At 63.3% G+C, this 17,886-nt stretch carries 19 protein-coding genes; 12 read left to right on the top strand and 7 right to left on the bottom strand.

Translation table 11 applies throughout. From position 1 onward, the window contains the following. The first annotated feature begins 12 nt into the window (after positions 1–12). The 4 genes from KY495_RS04100 to KY495_RS04085 all read left to right on the top strand — a co-directional run bounded on the left by KY495_RS04100 (position 13) and on the right by KY495_RS04085 (position 3,090). On the top strand, positions 13–1,062 hold the full coding sequence (locus KY495_RS04100) for a DUF475 domain-containing protein (RefSeq protein WP_219882484.1): 1,050 nt from the start codon (positions 13–15) through the stop codon (positions 1,060–1,062). A 90-nt stretch (positions 1,063–1,152) separates the two neighbouring features. Beyond that, positions 1,153–1,728 carry a TerD family protein gene (locus KY495_RS04095; protein ID WP_219882483.1) on the top strand — a complete coding sequence of 192 codons (576 nt, stop codon included), beginning with the start codon at positions 1,153–1,155 and terminating at the stop codon, positions 1,726–1,728. Between the two features lie 63 nt (positions 1,729–1,791). Continuing rightward, positions 1,792–2,493 (top strand): TIGR00266 family protein, encoded by a 702-nt coding sequence (locus KY495_RS04090; protein ID WP_219882482.1) that lies wholly within the window; start codon positions 1,792–1,794, stop codon positions 2,491–2,493. A 15-nt stretch (positions 2,494–2,508) separates the two neighbouring features. Then, complete coding sequence (locus tag KY495_RS04085) at positions 2,509–3,090, top strand: TerD family protein (RefSeq protein ID WP_219882481.1); 582 nt, start codon at positions 2,509–2,511, stop codon at positions 3,088–3,090. Positions 3,091–3,158: 68 nt separating this feature from the next. Here KY495_RS04085 and ggt read toward each other — a convergent pair whose 3' ends face one another. Continuing rightward, on the bottom strand, positions 3,159–4,904 hold the full coding sequence (ggt, locus tag KY495_RS04080; protein WP_219882480.1) for a gamma-glutamyltransferase: 1,746 nt from the start codon (positions 4,902–4,904) through the stop codon (positions 3,159–3,161). Positions 4,905–4,920: 16 nt separating this feature from the next. Next, positions 4,921–5,325 (bottom strand): hypothetical protein, encoded by a 405-nt coding sequence (locus tag KY495_RS04075; RefSeq protein ID WP_219882479.1) that lies wholly within the window; start codon positions 5,323–5,325, stop codon positions 4,921–4,923. A gap of 281 nt (positions 5,326–5,606) precedes the next feature. Here KY495_RS04075 and KY495_RS04070 point away from each other — a divergent pair, with 281 nt between their 5' ends. Then, positions 5,607–5,837 (top strand): hypothetical protein, encoded by a 231-nt coding sequence (locus tag KY495_RS04070; protein WP_219882478.1) that lies wholly within the window; start codon positions 5,607–5,609, stop codon positions 5,835–5,837. Between the two features lie 79 nt (positions 5,838–5,916). Here KY495_RS04070 and rpoH read toward each other — a convergent pair whose 3' ends face one another. The 5 genes from rpoH to KY495_RS04045 form a co-directional block, all read right to left on the bottom strand. Next, entirely contained in the window at positions 5,917–6,816 is a 900-nt protein-coding gene (gene rpoH, locus KY495_RS04065; RefSeq protein ID WP_219882477.1) for an RNA polymerase sigma factor RpoH, read from the bottom strand. A 352-nt stretch (positions 6,817–7,168) separates the two neighbouring features. After that, a complete protein-coding gene (ftsX, locus tag KY495_RS04060) occupies positions 7,169–8,089 on the bottom strand; it encodes a permease-like cell division protein FtsX (RefSeq protein ID WP_219882476.1) in 921 nt (306 codons plus the stop codon). Beyond that, positions 8,086–8,745 (bottom strand): cell division ATP-binding protein FtsE, encoded by a 660-nt coding sequence (locus tag KY495_RS04055; RefSeq protein WP_219882475.1) that lies wholly within the window; start codon positions 8,743–8,745, stop codon positions 8,086–8,088. The genes ftsX and KY495_RS04055 overlap by 4 nt, the downstream gene beginning before the upstream one ends. Positions 8,746–8,751: 6 nt before the next feature. Next, positions 8,752–10,161, bottom strand: coding sequence for a signal recognition particle-docking protein FtsY (gene ftsY / locus KY495_RS04050; protein WP_374040988.1), 1,410 nt, complete (start codon positions 10,159–10,161; stop codon positions 8,752–8,754). 109 nt (positions 10,162–10,270) lie between these two features. Further along, a complete protein-coding gene (locus tag KY495_RS04045; protein WP_219882474.1) occupies positions 10,271–11,209 on the bottom strand; it encodes a MerR family transcriptional regulator in 939 nt (312 codons plus the stop codon). Between the two features lie 297 nt (positions 11,210–11,506). Here KY495_RS04045 and KY495_RS04040 point away from each other — a divergent pair, with 297 nt between their 5' ends. The 7 genes from KY495_RS04040 to KY495_RS04010 are packed head-to-tail and all read left to right on the top strand — an operon-like array spanning position 11,507 to position 17,884. Then, on the top strand, positions 11,507–12,802 hold the full coding sequence (locus KY495_RS04040; protein WP_219882473.1) for an NAD(P)/FAD-dependent oxidoreductase: 1,296 nt from the start codon (positions 11,507–11,509) through the stop codon (positions 12,800–12,802). Further along, positions 12,789–13,571, top strand: coding sequence for a DUF1365 domain-containing protein (locus tag KY495_RS04035; protein ID WP_219882472.1), 783 nt, complete (start codon positions 12,789–12,791; stop codon positions 13,569–13,571). Before KY495_RS04040 ends, KY495_RS04035 begins: the two co-directional genes overlap by 14 nt. After that, entirely contained in the window at positions 13,568–14,803 is a 1,236-nt protein-coding gene (locus tag KY495_RS04030; RefSeq protein ID WP_219882471.1) for a cyclopropane-fatty-acyl-phospholipid synthase family protein, read from the top strand. The genes KY495_RS04035 and KY495_RS04030 overlap by 4 nt, the downstream gene beginning before the upstream one ends. A gap of 2 nt (positions 14,804–14,805) precedes the next feature. Next, a complete protein-coding gene (locus KY495_RS04025) occupies positions 14,806–15,327 on the top strand; it encodes a chalcone isomerase family protein (protein ID WP_219882470.1) in 522 nt (173 codons plus the stop codon). After that, a complete protein-coding gene (locus tag KY495_RS04020) occupies positions 15,324–16,556 on the top strand; it encodes an MFS transporter (protein WP_219882469.1) in 1,233 nt (410 codons plus the stop codon). Before KY495_RS04025 ends, KY495_RS04020 begins: the two co-directional genes overlap by 4 nt. Positions 16,557–16,583: 27 nt before the next feature. Then, positions 16,584–17,120, top strand: coding sequence for a DUF3833 domain-containing protein (locus tag KY495_RS04015; protein ID WP_219882468.1), 537 nt, complete (start codon positions 16,584–16,586; stop codon positions 17,118–17,120). Beyond that, the gene (locus KY495_RS04010; RefSeq protein WP_219882467.1) at positions 17,117–17,884 is read left to right on the top strand and encodes an SDR family NAD(P)-dependent oxidoreductase; all 768 of its coding nucleotides are present in this window, start codon (positions 17,117–17,119) and stop codon (positions 17,882–17,884) included. The genes KY495_RS04015 and KY495_RS04010 overlap by 4 nt, the downstream gene beginning before the upstream one ends. Positions 17,885–17,886: the final 2 nt, after the last annotated feature.

The raw sequence follows: 17,886 nt of genomic DNA, 5'->3' as shown, positions 1-17,886 counted from the left end.
GAGTTTTTACGTATGAAGCATTTCAAGTGGTCTATTGTGGTCACCATCGTCTGCCTGGCAGCAGCAGGCTATTGGGGCTACACCCACGGTGGCTGGACCGCCGCCCTGACGGCGCTCGGTATTGCCACCATCCTGTCAGTCATGGAAGTCTCGCTGTCTTTCGATAACGCTGTCGTCAACGCCTCCGTCCTGAAAAACTGGGACGAATTCTGGCAAAAACTGTTCCTCGGTCTGGGTATCATCATCGCCGTGTTCGGTATGCGTCTCGTATTCCCGCTCGTCATTGTGGCCGTCGCCGCGGACCTGGGCATGGCAGAGGTATGGAATCTGGCACTGACCGATCCCAAGGCCTTTTCGGGTCACCTGATTGCGCACCACGCGGAAGTGGCGGCCTTCGGCGGCATGTTCCTGCTGCTGGTGTTCCTCAACTTCCTGCTCGACGAAGAGAAGGAAATGCACTGGCTGGGCAATGTCGAGCGCAAGCTTGGCGCGCTGGGCAAGGTCTCGTCGATCTCGGTCATGGTGGCGATTGCTGCGCTCATTTTCAGCATGACGCTGGTGGCAGAGGCAACCAAGCTGGTGGTGCTGATGGCTGGCCTGTGGGGCATCCTGGTGTACGTGGGCGTGGACATGATCTCCGGCCTGCTCGAAAAGGACTCCGACGGCGCAGGTGGTCCAGATGTAGGTGACATGGTCAAAAAGGGCGGTATCGGCGGCTTCCTGTACCTCGAAGTGCTGGATGCCTCGTTCTCCTTCGACGGCGTGATTGGCGCCTTTGCCATCACCAACGATGTCGTGATCATCATGCTGGGCCTGGCCATTGGCGCCATGTTCGTGCGTTCGATGACGGTCTACCTGGTGCGCCAGGGCACGCTGGACGAGTATGTCTACCTCGAGCATGGCGCCCACTATGCCATCGGTATCCTGGCCGTGATCATGCTTGCCAGCATGAAGTACCACATCCCGGAAATCTTCACCGGCCTGATCGGCGTGGCCTTCATTGTCGCCTCGCTGTGGTCGTCGCTCCAGCACCGCAAGAAAGAAAAGCTCGCTGCTGGGTAAGGAAGCCGCGGCAAAGGGGAAGCCCGCTTTGCCGCGCATGCAGGACCGTAGTTCCCTTGGTTTCATTCACTTCACTAGGAGATATACAAGATGGCAATCAGTCTGCAAAAAGGCGGCAACGTCAACCTGAGCAAAGAAGCACCTGGCCTGACCAAGATCATCGTCGGCCTGGGCTGGGATACCCGCGCCACCGACGGCGCCGCATTTGACCTCGACGGTGCGGTATTTCTCGTCAATGCAGCTGGCAAGGTTCGTTCCGATGCCGACTTCGTTTTCTATAACAACCTGAAGTCGACCGACGGTTCCGTCGTGCACTCGGGCGACAACCTGACCGGTGCCGGCGACGGTGATGACGAGACCGTCACCATCGACCTGGCCGCCGTGCCGGCCGACGTGGACAAGGTGATCGTGGCCGTGACGATTCACGATGCCGAAGCGCGCAAGCAGAACTTCGGCATGGTGTCGAAGGCCTTTATCCGCTGCGTCAACGCCTCCGGCAACACCGAACTGGCCCGTTACGACCTGTCGGAAGACGGCTCGACCGAAGCTGCCATGATCTTTGGCGAAGTCTACCGCGCCGGCGGCGACTGGAAGTTCAAGGCCATCGGCCAGGGCTTCAAGGGCGGTCTTGGCCCACTGGCCAAGAACTATGGCGTGAATGTGTAATCAGACGCTGTAAGCAGGGCCGGCCCCTGTATGGTGCCGGCCGTTTGAATCAAAGGAGTTTCCATGCCAGTTTTTACAGTTACAGGCGATGTTGATCCATTCCTGCACGTGTCCATGACGCGCGGCGAGACAATTTACTGCGAGTCCGGCGCCATGGTCATGATGGAGTCCAATCTTGACCTCAAGGGCAAGATGCAGGGCGGTATCGGCAGCGCCATCATGCGCCGCTTCGCCAATGGCGAATCGTTTTTCCAGCAGCACATCGAAGCGGTGCGCGGCGACGGCGATTGCCTGTTGTCGCCTACCTTGCCAGGTGCCATGCAGGTGATCGAGTGCGGGGCGCGCCAGTACATCCTGTCCGACGGCGCGTTTGTTGCCGCCAGCCAGAAGGTGGACCTCAAGGTGCGCACCCAGAGCCTGGGGAATGCCCTGTTTGCCAACAGTGGCGGCTTTTTTGTCACCGAAACGAGCGGCAACGGGCAGGTGGTGGTATCGGGGTTTGGCTCGATGTCGGAACTGGTGGTGGAGCCAGGCAAGGATATTACGATCGACAATTCGCACGTGGTGTGCTGGGACAGCACGCTGCGCTACGACATTTCGATCACGACCGGCCAGAGCGGAGGCTTTCTCGGCAACCTGATCAACAGCCAGACCAGCGGCGAAGGCATGGTGCTGAAGTTTTCCGGCAGTGGCAGAGTGTATGTGTGTTCGCGCAATCGCGAATCATTCCGCGCGTGGGTGGCATCGGTCGCCCAGGCACGTTAAACAAGGAGAGATGGCATGGCAGTGAATTTATCCAAAGGGCAGAAGATCTCGCTCGAGAAGGAAGCCGGCGGCGCGCTGACCAAGGTAACAATGGGTCTGGGCTGGGACGCCGTGAAATCCAAGGGCCTGTTCGGCTTTGGCAGCAAGTCGGAAACGGTGGACCTGGACGCGTCGTGCGTCATGTTCGATGAAGCCAACAACCCGGTCGACGTCGTATGGTTCCGCCAGCTCAAGAGCAAGGATGGCAGCGTGGTCCACACGGGCGATAACCGCACCGGCGCCGGCGATGGCGACGACGAGCAGATCATTGTCGACCTGTCGCGCGTGCCGCCCACCGTCAAGTCGCTGGTGTTTACCGTCAACAGCTTCACGGGCCAGAGCTTTGCGCAGGTGCAAAATGCGTTTTGCCGCATCCTCAATGCCAGCGACAACAAGGAAATCGCCCGCTACGACCTGTCGGTGCAGGGTTCGCACACGGCGCAAATCATGAGCAAGGTGTATCGCCACAATGGCGAATGGAAGATGCACGCGATCGGCGAAAACGGCAGCGGCCGCACCATCGAAGACCTGGTCAGCCAGATCAAGGCGCATCTGTAATCAGATTGCTCCGTCAGCACAGCGCAGGCACCGGTGACACGGGCCTGCGTTTTTTTATGCCGCGCGCACTAGCGCGGCCGCTGCACCAGGGCGCTGCCGCCGCTGTGGCGCGCCGCTTCACTGACGGCGGTCACGCTGCCGTCGCTATGGAACACAATGGCATTGGCAGCGCCGATTTCTTCCGGCTTGGCCCCCCATTTGTGACCAAACTTGTCGAGGTTTTTCGCGTGCGCGCCGCCCACGTAGCCCGCTTCCGTGTCGGTCACCGCATCGTTGCGCTGTGACAGGCGCGGCGCATGCAGCGCCCGTTCCATGGGCATGCCGAAGTCGATGTGGTTGACGATTGTCTGCAGCACGGTAGTGATGATGGTGGCGCCGCCCGGGCTGCCGATGGTAAACGCAGGCTTGCCATCCTTGAGCACGATCGTGGGCGCCATGCTGCTGCGCGGGCGCTTGGCCGCTTCCGGCACGTTGGGATGGGGACCGGCAAAGTCGAAGTCCGTCATTTCGTTATTGAGCAAAAAGCCGTAACCGGGCACCACGATGCCGCTGCCGCCCCAGTCTTCGATGGTGAAAGTGTAGGCCACCACATTGCCTTCCTTGTCCGACACTGTCAGGTGCGTGGTGTGCGCGCTTTCTGCCTGCAGCCTTGCCGCCTGCGGCCGCAGCGGCACACTGGCGTCGTTCTGGAACGGGTAAGGGTCGCCCGGCGCGACCTTGCCCGCCGCGCGGTTGGTGCTCATCTGGGCGCGGCGCTTGGTCGCGTACTCCTTGCTCAGCAGGCCGGCCACGGGCGCATCGACAAATTCCGGGTCGGCCAGATAGGCGTTGCGGTCGGCAAAGGCCAGGCGGCTCGCTTCCAGGTACAAGTGCTCGGCGTTTGCGCGCGGCAGGGATTGGAGGTCGTAGGCTTCCAGAATGTTGAGCGCTTCGGCAATGGTCACGCCGCCGCTTGACGGCAGCGGCATGCCGATGATGTCATGGCCGCGATAGGTGCTGCGGATGGGGGCGCGGATGCGCGCTTCGTAATTGGCCAGATCGGCCATCGTCATATTGCCGGGCCGGACCTTCACTCCCGCTGCTGCGGGCGGCTGGTTGACTGCCTGCGTGATGGCCCGCGCCATGGGACCGGTGTAAAAGCCTTTGGTGCCGCGCGTGGCAATTTCGCCGTAGGCCCTGGCCATGTCGGGATTGCGGATGACGGTGCCGACCGGCAGTGCCTTGCCATCCTTCAGATAGAGCTTGCGCGTGGTCGCAAAGAGCTGAAATTTTCTTTCATTTTCGCGGCTCAAACGATGAAAAGTTTCATTGACCTTGAAGCCCTGCTTGGCGACCCGGATCGCCGGGGCCAGCACCTGGCTGAACGACATGCGGCCATAGCGCGAGAGGGCTTCGTGCCAGCCGCGCACCGTGCCCGGCACGCCCACGGCAGCGCCGCTGGCAATGGCGCCCGTGTAGTCCATCTCCTTGCCATTTTCCATGAACAGGGACGGCGTGGTGCTGGCAGGTGCCATTTCCCGGTGGTCGATGGTGACCGCCCGCTTGTCCTTGGCCAGGTAGATGACCATGAAGCCACCCCCGCCAATGCCACAGCTGAACGGGTCGGTCACACCCAGCGTGGCAGCTGCGGCAACGGCGGCGTCAATCGCGTTACCGCCCTGGTTCAGGATGGTCATTGCCGACTGCGAGGCTTGTTCGCTGATGGTGGCCACCGCGCCGCCACGGCCGGTGGCCACCGGGGTCTTGGCGGCGGCGGGCAGGACAATCAGCAGTGACAGGACCAGGGCCAGGTAACGCGGCGCGTTATTGCTCATGATGGGTCGGAGTAGCTTAGCGCCGGGTGATTTTGAGCGTCACCGTGTGGACCGGTGGCGGGGTGGACGCGGTGGTGGCACGCGGAGCAGGTTCCACCAGCGGGCCGAGGGCGACCCGCGCCGCGACGGTGGTTGCGTCGTAAGAAGGCTTGTCCTTGTTGAGCGCGAAGGACTCGGTGCCATTGTCGGCCGTCAGCGTGAACTTGTAAGTGATCATGCCGGCAGTGATGCACTGGACATCTGGCGGGCAGCGACTGTCTTCGACACCGTCAAATCGCAGCCGGGCGTTGTCGCCAATCTCGGCGGTACGGGTTGGCTGGAGCTTGATGGTAGCGTTCATGGGAATTTCCTTGGGTGGGGCAGCAGCGCAGCCGGTCGCCAGCATCACTGCGGCAATCGGATACAGGAAGTTGGCTTTCATGTTCGCACTCCTTGGATGAGTCGAAAAAGCAATCATAGACAAAAAGTACAGATTGCGTAGCGCGCCACGGCCCTGGCGTGAGGTCGTCGCCGATTTGTAAGTGAACGTAAGATGCCCACCTCCGGCATATTGCTGGCATATTATTTGATGTGGAATATTCTTGTATGACAGTCGCCGTCTGAATTGATGAACTGCCCACCGGTAGGTGTGACATCGAAGTAGGTCGAACCTGGTTGTTTGATTCAAAGGAGAGAAAAATCACAAACGAACTGGAGAATTGAATGCAAAAGAATGTTTCTTACCTCATCACCTTGCTGTCTTTTGCCGGACTTGCCGGTTGCGCCACCTCTGACAATGCAATGTCACCAGACGGAAAAGTGGCGCAGGATGCGGAAGCGGCACGCCAGGTGCAGCACGCGGATGCCGCCATTGCCATGCGCGATGGTGATCGTGTCAATCGCGAAAAGCGTGCGCGTGATCTGGGCGTTCCGCCGGCAGTGCACAACCGGTAACTCAGCGCCGGTTGTCGCCCATAAAAAATGCCGCGCAGTGCAAACTGCGCGGCATTTTTTTTGAGGCAGAGTTGGCCGCTTACATGTAAGCCGACAGCGCACCCTTCATTTTCTTGAGAGCAGCCGATTCAATCTGGCGAATCCGTTCCGCCGACACGCCAAACTCTTCAGCCAGCGTGTGCAGCGTGGCACCGGAACCATCGTCGTTGGCCAGCCAGCGCGCTTCCACGATGCGGCGCGAACGGGCATCGAGCTTGGACAGGGCGCTTTCCAGGCCTTCGGACTGCAGGCGCGTGACCTGTTCGGCTTCCAGCACCTTGGTCGGCTCCGACAGGTCGGACGACAGGTAGGCGATGGGCGAGAACTTGTCGTCCTCGTCATCGGTTGGCGCCTCCAGCGCGATATCGCGACCGGACAGGCGGGTTTCCATCTCGATCACTTCTTCGCGCTTCACGTCCAACAACTTGGCCAGGGCATCGATCTGGGTGGGCGACATGGCGTCCAGACCCTGCTTGTTGCTGCGCAGGTTGAAGAACAGCTTGCGCTGTGCCTTGGTGGTGGCGACCTTGACCAGGCGCCAGTTCTTGAGGATGTACTCATGCATCTCGGCCTTGATCCAGTGCATGGCGTACGACACCAGGCGTACGCCCTGGTTGGGGTCGAAACGCTTGACTGCCTTCATCAGGCCGATATTGCCTTCCTGGATCAGGTCGGCGTGTGGCAGGCCATAGCCGAGGTAGCCGCGCGCAATCGACACCACCAGGCGCAGGTGTGACAGAACCAGCTCCTGCGCGGCAGCCAGGTCATTGTTTTCCTGCAGGCGCTTGGCGAGGGAAATCTCTTCGTCGTGGCTCAGCATGGGCAGGCGGTTCACCGCCGAAATATAGGCGTCAATATTGCCAAGGTTGCCAGTAAAGCCGAGTCCGAGAGCACGATTACCGGCCGGAACCAGGGCAGATTGTGCGGACAACGTCGTCATGTTTTTCCTCGTAAGAGATGGACTGCAAAGGCGCCATACAGCGGTGGCGCGACGCGTAATGCTGGGCTGCTGGCGGCGGATTTGTTCGATAACCCCGCCATGCAGGCATATATTAGCACTCCCCAAGGATGAGTGCCAATCAATGGATTAAATGGCCCCGATAGCAATAAAATATTACTTCTCGGCAAAACGATCAGGGCAGACCTCACTCTAGAGGAGCGATCATAGTGCGATTTGATCGGTGTCAAACCATTGCTGCTTCACTCGGGAGTTCTCACCTTACGCTTTGACCCACCGTGGAACTGTTCGTTCGCACACGGTGAGTGCAAACGCCGGCGCGTTTAAGCTTCGCTTAACGAAGCCGCGCCAGGTGGCGCTGTACCGACAGCATCGCTCCCAGCAGGCCGAGGAAGGCGCTGATCGCCAGCAGCAAGGCCATGGCCAGCGGATGCAGGGGCACCAGCTGGAATTGCGATGCGTACAGTTTTGCGAACTCGGCAATGGCAGTGTTGAGCGGGCGTAGCGACAGCACCACGGCACCCAGGGCCACGGCCCCGGCGCACAGTCCCAGCAGGGCGCCCGTGTAATAAAAGGGGCGGTGGATGAAATTGTCGGTTGCGCCCAGCAGCTTGCTGACAGCGATTTCCTCGCGCTGGGTCAGCACCTGCAGGCGGATGGTATTGAACACCACCGCGATCACCACCATCCCCAATGTGATGGCCAGCAGCAGCAAGGCTGTCCGCAGCACCCCGAGCAGGGCCGAGAGGCGCTTGACCCATGCCGAGTCCACCTGCACCGTGTCAACCCCGGGCAGGGCGCGCAACCGGGCCGCGACCGCTTCCACGCGGGCCGCATCGGACGCCGCGCCCGAACTGTTGAGCTTCATGACGTAGCTGTCCGGCAAGGGGTTCTCGCCGAGCGTGTCGAGCACGTTCGACAGGCCGCTTTGCGCCTTGAGCGTGGCCAGGGCGTCTTCGCGCGGCACGAAGGTGATCTGGGCACTGTAATCCTTGACAATAGTGGCCAGGGCCGGCTTGATCGCCAGTGCCTGCTCGCGCGTGGTGGCGGTGCTGACGAACACACTGATTTCAGGGTCGACCGAGAGCTGGCGCGACATGGGGCGCACGTTTTCCAGCAAGGTCAGGCCCACGAAGGGCAGGGCCAGGGCAATTGCCACCACCAAAACGTTAAACAGGAAGCTGCCGGGCGCGCGGGACAGGCCCGCCAGCGCCGCGCCCATGGCAAAGCGGTGTTCACGAAACCAGCTCTTCATTGCGTGCTCCCCGTCAGCTGGCCATGGTCGAGCCGGATCACGCGACCGGCGCGGTCCAGCACCTGCTCGTCGTGGGTGGAAATCATGCACGTCACGCCGGCGGCGTTAAAGGCGCGCAGGGCGTCGAGCACCTTGTCGGCGCTCACGCGGTCAAGGTTGGCAGTGGGCTCGTCAGCCAGGATGATCTGGGGGCGGTTGACGATGGCGCGCGCGATCGCCACGCGCTGCTGTTCGCCGCCCGACAGTTCCAGCGGCCGCGCCAGGGCCCGCGTTTCCATGCCCACGCGGGTGAGGGCGGCGCGCGCGCGGCGATCCGCTTCGGCGCGCGAGGCGCCGGTTACGAGGATGGGCAGCATCACGTTGGCCAATACCGAGCGGTCAGTCAGCAGGCGCTGCTGCTGGAAAATCAGGCCCAGGTTGCGCCGCAGGTAGGGCACGCTGGCGCGCGGCAGCTTGCCAATGTCCTGGCCGTTGACCAGCACCTGGCCGGACGTGGGCCGCTCGATGGCGGCAATCATCTTGAGCAGGGTGGATTTGCCGGCACCGGATGCGCCGGCCAGGTAGACCAGTTCGCCCCTGGCAATGGTGAGCGATACTTCGCGCAGTGCAATGGCATCGGGCGAATACTGTTTGGACACATACTGAAATTCAATCATGAGGCCTTATCCGAGCAATGCTTCAACAAATTCGTCGGCCTTAAAAGGCTGCAAGTCATCGAGTTTTTCACCGACGCCAATGAAGTACACGGGAATCGGGCGGGTGCGGGCAATGGCCGCCAGCACGCCGCCCTTGGCTGTGCCGTCGAGCTTGGTGATCACGAGGCCGGTCAGGCTGAGGGCGTCGTCGAAGGCCTTGACCTGGGCCAGCGCGTTCTGGCCCGTGTTGCCGTCAATGACAAGCACCACTTCATGGGGCGCGCCATCCATGCCCTTGCCGATCACCCGCTTGATCTTCTTGAGTTCTTCCATCAGATGCAGCTGGGTGGGCAGGCGGCCGGCGGTGTCGACCATGACGACATCCATCTTGCGCGCCTTGCCCGACTGCACCGCATCAAACGCCACCGCGGCCGGGTCGCCTGATTCCTGGGCAATGACGGTCACGTTGTTGCGCTGGCCCCAGACCATGAGCTGCTCGCGGGCGGCAGCCCGGAAGGTGTCGCCGGCGGCCAGCAGGACCGATTGCTGGTACTTCTGCATGTGCTTGGCCAGCTTGCCGATGGTGGTGGTCTTGCCGGCGCCGTTGACACCCGCAATCATCATCACGAGCGGCTCGTAGCGGCCCAGTTCCAGCGGCTTTTCCAGCGGGCGCAGCATATCTGTCATGAGAACGCGCAGGGCGCCCTTGACGGCGGCGGCGTCCAGCAGGCGCTCATCCTTGACCTTGCGGCGCAGGCCATCGAGCAGGAACTGTGTGGCGTCCATGCCGGCGTCGGACATGAGCAGCGCCGCTTCGAGCTCTTCATACAGGTCTTCATCGATCTTGGCGCCCACGAATAGCAGGCTCAGGTTGCTCGATGTCTTGGACAGGCCGGACTTGAGCCGCTCCATCCACGTCTTTTTCTTTTCCGCTTCCGTGGTCGGGCGCTCGGCCGTTTCGGGAATGATCTCGACTTCCGGTTCCGGTTCCGGTTCCGGTTCCGGTTCGTACACCGGCTCGGGCGGCGGCGGCGGTGCCACCGGGGGCGGGACAAAGGTGGACGTCGTGCCATAGCGGCGCGAGCTGACGGCAGGGGCAGGTGTGGCCGGCGGCGTCGAGATGGTGACGGGCGCCTCTGCGGCCGGTACCGGCGGCACGTCGACAGGCGCCACATCGACCGCTTGCACACCAACTGGCGGAACATAGGCCGGTGGAACGTAGGCCGGTGGAACGTGGGCCGGCGGAACGTAGGCCGGTGATACCGCGGCTGACGATACAGGGGCCGGTGCAGCAGGGGCCGGGGGTAGCGCGGCCGGCGGCAGCGGTGCGGGCACCACCTCAGGCGGTGCCACAGCCGTCGCCTGCTTTACCGGCTCAGGCGGCGGTGGCGGCGCAATCTCGGGAGGCGGCGGTTTTTTCTTGAAAAAACTAAACATTGGTCTGTATGGGAGGGCGCAGCATGCACATGCCCGGCAATCGCGGGCACGATGAAATGGATCGCGCGTATTCTACCAGAGCAGACTGCGGTTTCTTTTTCAATCCTGCCTAACTGGCAAGGGCCGCATGCTGTGCACGCCAGCGGGCGATGGCGCCCGGGATGTCGGATAAATCCAGCACGCACTGCGGTCCCAGCTGCCGCCGGGCCAGTGCCGCGCAGCTGCCACCGGCCCAGACTTCGGTGCCGGGACCGAGCCGGTTCTTCAGTTCCACCACGTTTTCAATGGCCGCGCGCGGCGACATGACGGTGGAGAACGACAGGGCCACGATGTCGGCTTGCTGGGTGCGGGCCGCATGGACGATGTCCGACAGCGGCGTCTGCACACCGAGCGAAACGCAGTGCGCCCCTTCCAGGGCCAGCAGCGCTTCCGCCATGAGCAAGCCCAGGCCGTGGCGTTCCTGCGGCACCGTGGTGAGAAGCACGCGCGGGGTGGCACTGGCATGCCCGATCTGCTGGTTGGCCGCAAAAATGGCATTGCGCATCACGCTTTGCAAGGTTTCCGCGTACAAGTGTTCCTCGAACACGGCCAGCTTGCCGGCGGCCCAGGAATCGCCAACGAGCGTCGTCAGCGGCGCCACCACGTCGGTGACGAAGCGGCGCAGCCCCAGTTGCAGCTGGGCCTGGGCCATGCGCTGGCGCAGTTCGTGCATCTTGTGGCCACGGATCAGTTCCAGGCACAGGCTCAGTTCCGGGTCGCTGGCGTCCGGGGGCGGCGTGGTCGCTCCAGCCTTATTGGCCAGTTCGCTAAGTTCGTCGGTGCCCATATGCATGATCTTGCCCGGGCGGTAGCCCAGGTCCAGCAGGCGCTTGACCACGCGCAGGCGCTGCACCTGCTCCAGCGGATACAGGCGCTCGCCATTGTCGTCGCGCTGGGGCTGGGGAAAATCATAGCGGCGCTCCCACACCCGCAGGGTTTCCTTGGGAATCCCCGTTTCGCGCTCAACGTCGCTGATGCTGCTAAGAACGGTTGGTGCTTGCGTCGTCATGACAGTTTCCGTGGTTTGTTCAGGACACATCTCATTGTAATCCTTGCTCATCGTAATTTATCGACTGTTCGTCCAGGCAGGTGAAGTCCCCTGCGCATCGTATGAATAATGCCACGAAGATCGCAGCGCATTGTTCCGCCTCGCATCATTTCTTGAATCCAATTGTCGACTTGCCACGTATAAATAGCATGAGCAGCGTTTGTCTTGGACAAAGTGTTGACTTTAGCTATTAATTCCGCGACTATGCGTATTGTATCGTATTTGTCCTGGACAAAGACGGAAAATCGGGAGAGCAAGATGAAAGTGGCAGTGATCGGTGCCGGCATTTCCGGCCTGTCATGTGCGTACCGGCTGGTGCAAGGCGGAGCGGACGTGACGCTGTACGAGGCAGGCAGCTATTTTGGCGGCCATAGCAATACGGTGGATGTGACCCTGGACGGCAGTACCTTCGGGGTGGACACGGGATTTCTGGTATTTAACGACCGCACTTATCCGAACCTGATTGCCCTGTTCGCCGAGCTCGGTGTCGAGACGGCGCCCAGCGACATGTCGTTTTCCGTCAAGCTGCCCGTGGGCCAGGAGCGCGGCGCGCGCTTGCTGGAATGGGCCGGCAGCAATCTCGATACCGTGTTTGCCCAGCGCGGCAATCTGCTGCGGCCCCGTTTCCTGCGCATGGTCCGCGACATCCTGCGCTTTAACCAGCAGGCCACCGCCATGGCGGCCAGCGGCACCATGCCGGCGCTCACGCTGGGCCAGTTCCTCGATTCCCATGACTACAGTGAGCAATTCCGTGCCTGGTACCTGCTGCCCATGGCCGCTTGCATCTGGTCATGCCCGTCCGACCAGATGCTCGCCTTTCCGGTGTCGACCTTTATCCGCTTTTGCCACAACCACGGGCTGCTGCAGGTCAGCAACCGGCCCCAGTGGCGCACCGTGCGCGGCGGCTCGCGCCAATATGTCAACAAGCTGCTGGCGGCCATTCCCGGCCAGCGCCTGGCCACCCCGGTCACGGCCGTCACGCGCGGCGCTACCGGTGCCCGCTCGGTGCGGGTGGAAACGGCGCACGGCGCCGAGCAGTTCGACCACGTGGTGCTGGCCTGTCACAGTGACCAGTCACTGGCCTTGCTGGCCGATGCCCGTGCCGACGAGCGCTCCGTGCTGGGCGCGGTGCGATACCAGCCCAACCGTGCAGTCCTGCACACGGATGCCAGCTGCCTGCCACGCAAGCGCAAGGCCTGGTCGGCCTGGAACTACCAAAGCAACGCCGCGCCCACGCCGCGCGTCTGTGTCCATTACCTTCTCAACCAGTTGCAGCCCCTGCCTTGCACCACCCCGGTGATTGTTTCGCTCAACCCGATCGACGCGCCTGATCCCGCCTGCGTGCTGGCCAGCTTTGACTATGCGCACCCGGTGTTTGATGAAGCTGCCGTGGCGGCGCAAACCCGTCTGCTTGACTTCCAGGGAGAGCAGAACACCTGGTTCGCCGGCGCCTGGACCGGCTACGGCTTCCATGAAGATGGCCTCAAGTCCGGCCTCAAGGTCGCCACCGCCATCCGCAGCCTGATGCAGACGCAAGCCGATGTCGCAGCCTGATTCCGCTCCCGTGCTGTGCTTCGGCCAGGTGCGGCACACGCGCCTGCGACCGGTGCGCAATGCCTTCGCCTACGGCACCTACTATCTGCGCATCCCGGTGCGCAGCCTCGGCGCGCGCGGCTTTGCCTGCCCGCTGCTGTCGCGTAACCGCTTCAACCTGCTCTCGTTCATGGACCGTGACCATGGCGATGGCCGCCAGCCGCTCGCCGACTGGATCGATGGCTTGCTCCGGGCAGATGGCGTGAGCGATGCCGACGGCGAAATCTGGCTCCAGACCATGCCGCGCGTGCTCGGATTCGTGTTCAATCCCGTGTCGTTCTGGTTTTGTCACCGCAGCGATGGCGGCCTGCGTGCCATCGTGTGTGATGTGCGCAATACCTTTGGCGAGCGCCACTTCTACCTGCTTGACACGGGCCGCGAGATCGTCAGCGGCGCCGAACTCACCGCCCGCAAGGTGTTTCACGTGTCGCCATTTTGCGAGGTGGCGGGCGGCTACCGCTTCCGCTTCATCCGCGCCATGCGCGGCGGCGCCGAACATACGCTGGCCTGCATCGACTATGACGACCGTGACGGTCCCCTGATCCAGACCAGCGTGTCCGGCCTGGCTGCACCGATCACCAGTGCCAGCGTCCTGCGCGCATTCTTCGCCTATCCGCTCATGACATTGGGCGTGGTCGCGCGCATCCATGTGCAGGCGCTGCGCCTCTGGCTGCGGCGCGTGCCGTTTTTCAGCAAACCCGTTCCACCTCAACAAAAGGTCACCCGATGAGCATCCCCACCACGCCAGGCTTTTCGACGCCCGCCATGACACCCCTGCGCGCGAAGACAGCGGCGCCGGCCTGCGCCCAAATCATCCTCAAGCTGCTCGCCAGCCTGCGCCACGGCACGCTGCACCTGCGTACGCCCGAGGGCGAACTGATGAGCTTTGGCAGCGGCGGCGTCCCGGTCCGGCTGGAGATGCACAGCTGGGATCTGTTCAGCGCGGCCCTGCGCTCCGGCGACATCGGCTTTGCCGAGTCGTATATCGACCACCAGTGGCAAACCGACGACCTGCCGGCCCTGATCGCGCTTTTGATCCGCAACCGCGCCCAGATGGAGCAGGCCGTGTATGGCAGCTGGTGGGGCAGGCTGGCCTACCGCATCAGGCATCTGCTGAACCGCAATTCCAAAGCCGGCAGCCGCAAGAATATCCATGCCCACTACGACATCGGCAACGCCTTTTATCAGCTGTGGCTCGATCCTTCCATGACCTATTCGAGCGCGCTGTTTACGGAAGCTGCCGGCGGCAGCCTGGAACTGGCGCAGGCGGCCAAGTACCGCAGCATCCTCAACCAGCTGCAGGTCAGGCGCGGCGACAGGGTGCTGGAAATTGGCTGCGGCTGGGGCGGTTTTGCTGAAATGGCAGCCGGCGAAGCGGGCGTGCATGTCACCGGCCTGACCCTGTCGACCGAGCAGCTGGCCTATGCCCAGGCGCGGCTGGCCAAGGCGGGCCTGTCGTCCCTGACGGACCTGAAGCTGTGCGACTACCGCGACAGCGATGGCCAGTACGACGCCATCGCCTCGATTGAAATGTTCGAGGCGGTCGGCGAGAGCTACTGGCCCAGCTACTTCGCTTGCCTGGCGCGCAACCTCAAGCCGGGCGGGCGGGCCTGCATCCAGACCATTACCATTGCCGATGAACTGTTCGAGCGCTATCGCAAGAGTACCGATTTCATCCAGCAGTACATCTTCCCGGGCGGGATGCTGCCTTCGCCAGCCGTGTTTGCCGCCATGGCGAAAAAGCACGGTCTCACCGTCAGCAGCAGTTTCGCCTTTGGCATCGACTATGCCGACACGCTTGCCATGTGGCGCGCCGCTTTCCATGCCCGCCTTGAAGCCGTGCGCGCGCAGGGATTCGACGAGCACTTCATCCGCACCTGGGAGTTCTACCTGTGCTACTGCGAGGCCGCCTTCAGGGAGCGCAATACCGACGTCATGCACTTCACCCTGACCCGGGACTGACCATGCGCGTGCTTGCCACCCTGCTGCTGCTGTGTGCATTCACCGGCGCCCATGCGGCCGCGCCCCATATCGATGCCCACCTCACCGCGCCGCGGGTGGCCGGGCAGGGTACCTTCAAGTGGTTTGGCCTGACGATCTACCACGCGCAGTTGTGGGTTGGCGAACAAGGCTACCAGCCGGACGCACCGTTCGTGCTTGAACTGGTCTATGCGCGCAAGCTCGATGGCGGCAAGATCGCCCAGGCCAGCGCCGAACAGATGGAAAAGATCGGTGCCGGCACGCCCGCCCAGCGCACTGCCTGGCTGGCCCGCATGCGGGAGATTTTCCCCAACGTGCAGGAGGGCACGCGCATCAGCGGCGTGCACCTGCCAGGCAGCGGCGCCCGTTTCTATCTGGATGGCAGGCCGCTGGCCAGCGTGCCCGATCCGGCGTTTGCCCGTGCCTTCTTTGCCATCTGGCTGGACCCGAAGACGACCGCCCCCGCGCTGCGCGCTGCGCTGCTCGGGCAGACTGCACCCCGATGACCATCCTGCGCATGCCGATGCTGCTCTCCTACGGCGCGCTCGGCCTGCCGCTGGCGATGGTCGCCTTGCCCATTTACGTGTATCTGCCGCAGTTCTACGCCGAGCGCGCGGGACTGTCGCTGGCGCTGATCGGCGCGGTGCTGCTCACGGCGCGCGTGGCCGCCGCCTTCATCGATCCCCTGCTGGGCGCCTGGATCGCGCGCGGGAAGGGCGCCTATGCGCGCTACATTGCGCTCTCGCTGGCGCCCCTGCTGCTCGGGTTCGCGGCCCTGTTTCATCCGCCGGCCCTGGGCCAGGCAGGGGCGCTGGCCTGGTTCCTGGCTACCCTCATGCTGGTCTACCTGGGCTTTGGGATTGCCACCATTGCCCACCAGAGCTGGGGTGCGGCACTGACGCAGGACGTGCGCGAGCGCTCGCGCGTGACCGGCGTGCGCGAAGCCTGTGGCCTGGCCGGCGTGGTGCTGGTGGCCGCCGTCACCGGGCTGGCCGGCTACAGCGCCATGACGATGCTGTTTGGCGCCGCGCTGGCGGTCGGCGCCGCACTGCTGCTGGCGCGCGCGCCGCGCCCGGCGCTGGCGCTGGACGTCCCGGTTGCCGGCTGGCGCGCCATGGCGGCGCCGTTTGCGCAGGCGCGCTTTCGCAGCCTGTTCGCAGTCCTGGTCATGAATGGCGTCGCTTCCGCCATTCCCGCCACCCTGTTCCTGTTCTTCGTGGCCGACCACCTGGGCCTGGCGTCCATGTCGGGCCTGTTCCTGATCATCTACTTCGGTGCTGCCGCCGTGTCCATTCCCGGCTGGGTGGCACTGGCGGTGCGCCATGGCGAGGCGCGCGCCTGGGCCGGCGGCATGCTGCTCGCGTGCGCCGTCTTCATCTGGGCCTTTGTACTGCCGCCGGGCGCGGCGCTTGCGTTTGGCGCCATCTGCGTGCTGTCCGGCCTGGCCGTGGGGGCCGACCTGGCGCTGCCGCCGGCTCTCCTGGCCGGCGTGATCGCCAAGGCGGGCCACGCCGGTGCACGCGAAGCGGCCTATTTCGGAATCTGGAACTGGGGAGTGCAAATCACCCTGGCGCTGGCGGCGGGCATCGCCCTGCCGCTGCTCGAATGGCTCGGCTTTGTACCGGGCACGGGCGCCGGGACAGGGGCACTGGTGGCGGCTTATGCGCTGCTGCCGTGCACCCTCAAGCTTGCAGCGGCCGCGCTCCTGTGGCGCGCGCCGCTGCGCGATCTCTAAACAATCACCATGGACAGGACCATCATCATGAAACTATACAAACTCGTCGCCATCGGCGCCGCCGTCGCCGTCGTCGCCGCCTGCAGTTCGCCGCAACCGGCGCAGTATGCGAGCGAACTGCCAAAGCTCGACGTGGAGAGCTACTTTAACGGCACGCTCGACGCCCACGGCATGTTTCAGGACCGCTCGGGCGACGTCATCAAGCGCTTTGTCGTCGTCATCAAGTGCAGCTGGCAGGGCGATACAGGCACGCTGGACGAGGACTTCACCTATTCCGACGGCACCAAACAGAAACGCGTCTGGACCCTGAAGAAGACGGGCGAGGGCCGCTTTACCGCCACCGCGCCGGACGTCATCGGTACGGCGGAAGGCATCGTGTCCGGCAACTCGCTGCGCTGGCGCTACGTGCTGGCGCTGCCGGTGGACGGCAAGATCATCAATGTCGACATGGATGACTGGATGTTCCTGATTGATGACAAGGTCATGCTGAACCGCACCGCCATGAGCAAGTTCGGGGTCGGCCTGGGCAACATCACGCTCTCGTTTTCCAAGCGGGCGCAATGAATCCAGGGATCGACGACTGGGCGGGCAAGCGCGTCTGGGTGATCGGCGCGTCCACCGGCATTGGCGAAGCGACCGCGCATCTGCTGGTCGATGGCGGTGCGCTGGTGGCGTTTTCCGCGCGCAGCCTGGACAAGCTGCTTGCCACCACCGCCAGCGCTCCGCGTGCGCTGGCGCTGCCGCTCGACGTCACCGATCCGGCCAGCGTGGCGGCGGTGTGCCAGCGCCTGGTGGCGCAGTGGGGCGGGATTGACCTGGTGCTGGTGGTGGCAGGCGGCTACAACGAAATGCGGGCCGACAGCTTCGACCTGGCCGCCGCCCACGGCCTGATTGACCTGAACCTGCGCGGCGTCTTCAACTGCCTGGCGCCGGTGCTGCCGGTGTTGCTGCGCCAGGGATCAGGCGGGATCGGTATCGTGTCGTCCGTGGCCGGCTACAGCGGCCTGCCCAAGGCGCTGGTATACGGCCCCACCAAGGCGGCCCTCATCAACCTGGCCGAGTCGCTGTATCTCGACCTGCATCCGCGCGGCATTGCCGTCTACCAGATCTGCCCGGGATTTGTGGATACGCCGCTGACAAGGAATAATGATTTCAGGATGCCGTCCCTGATGACGGCCCAGGAGGCGGCAGAGCAGCTGGTGGCCGGCATCGAGCGGGGTCACTTCCATATTCACTTCCCGCGCCGCTTCACCAACGGCCTGCGCCTGGCGCGCCTGCTGCCTTACCGCCTGTACTTCTGGCTGATCCGCAAGGTCACCGGTCTGTGAAC

This window comes from Massilia sp. PAMC28688, from assembly GCF_019443445.1.
Classification (GTDB): Bacteria; Pseudomonadota; Gammaproteobacteria; order Burkholderiales; family Burkholderiaceae_D; genus Telluria_A.
The sequence above is the reverse complement of the archived record's forward strand: the minus strand, read 5'-3'. Positions and strand labels throughout refer to the sequence as shown.

What these genes read in the sequence shown, in the direction of transcription:
- KY495_RS04100 (WP_219882484.1), top strand. Translation starts at nt 13, where the DNA reads ATGAAGCATTTCAAGTGGTCTATTGTGGTCACCATCGTCTGCCTGGCA.
- KY495_RS04095 (WP_219882483.1), top strand. Translation starts at nt 1,153, where the DNA reads ATGGCAATCAGTCTGCAAAAAGGCGGCAACGTCAACCTGAGCAAAGAA.
- KY495_RS04090 (WP_219882482.1), top strand. Translation starts at nt 1,792, where the DNA reads ATGCCAGTTTTTACAGTTACAGGCGATGTTGATCCATTCCTGCACGTG.
- KY495_RS04085 (WP_219882481.1), top strand. Translation starts at nt 2,509, where the DNA reads ATGGCAGTGAATTTATCCAAAGGGCAGAAGATCTCGCTCGAGAAGGAA.
- ggt (WP_219882480.1), bottom strand. Translation starts at nt 4,904, where the DNA reads ATGAGCAATAACGCGCCGCGTTACCTGGCCCTGGTCCTGTCACTGCTG.
- KY495_RS04075 (WP_219882479.1), bottom strand. Translation starts at nt 5,325, where the DNA reads ATGAAAGCCAACTTCCTGTATCCGATTGCCGCAGTGATGCTGGCGACC.
- KY495_RS04070 (WP_219882478.1), top strand. Translation starts at nt 5,607, where the DNA reads ATGCAAAAGAATGTTTCTTACCTCATCACCTTGCTGTCTTTTGCCGGA.
- rpoH (WP_219882477.1), bottom strand. Translation starts at nt 6,816, where the DNA reads ATGACGACGTTGTCCGCACAATCTGCCCTGGTTCCGGCCGGTAATCGT.
- ftsX (WP_219882476.1), bottom strand. Translation starts at nt 8,089, where the DNA reads ATGAAGAGCTGGTTTCGTGAACACCGCTTTGCCATGGGCGCGGCGCTG.
- KY495_RS04055 (WP_219882475.1), bottom strand. Translation starts at nt 8,745, where the DNA reads ATGATTGAATTTCAGTATGTGTCCAAACAGTATTCGCCCGATGCCATT.
- ftsY (WP_374040988.1), bottom strand. Translation starts at nt 10,161, where the DNA reads ATGTTTAGTTTTTTCAAGAAAAAACCGCCGCCTCCCGAGATTGCGCCG.
- KY495_RS04045 (WP_219882474.1), bottom strand. Translation starts at nt 11,209, where the DNA reads ATGACGACGCAAGCACCAACCGTTCTTAGCAGCATCAGCGACGTTGAG.
- KY495_RS04040 (WP_219882473.1), top strand. Translation starts at nt 11,507, where the DNA reads ATGAAAGTGGCAGTGATCGGTGCCGGCATTTCCGGCCTGTCATGTGCG.
- KY495_RS04035 (WP_219882472.1), top strand. Translation starts at nt 12,789, where the DNA reads ATGTCGCAGCCTGATTCCGCTCCCGTGCTGTGCTTCGGCCAGGTGCGG.
- KY495_RS04030 (WP_219882471.1), top strand. Translation starts at nt 13,568, where the DNA reads ATGAGCATCCCCACCACGCCAGGCTTTTCGACGCCCGCCATGACACCC.
- KY495_RS04025 (WP_219882470.1), top strand. Translation starts at nt 14,806, where the DNA reads ATGCGCGTGCTTGCCACCCTGCTGCTGCTGTGTGCATTCACCGGCGCC.
- KY495_RS04020 (WP_219882469.1), top strand. Translation starts at nt 15,324, where the DNA reads ATGACCATCCTGCGCATGCCGATGCTGCTCTCCTACGGCGCGCTCGGC.
- KY495_RS04015 (WP_219882468.1), top strand. Translation starts at nt 16,584, where the DNA reads ATGAAACTATACAAACTCGTCGCCATCGGCGCCGCCGTCGCCGTCGTC.
- KY495_RS04010 (WP_219882467.1), top strand. Translation starts at nt 17,117, where the DNA reads ATGAATCCAGGGATCGACGACTGGGCGGGCAAGCGCGTCTGGGTGATC.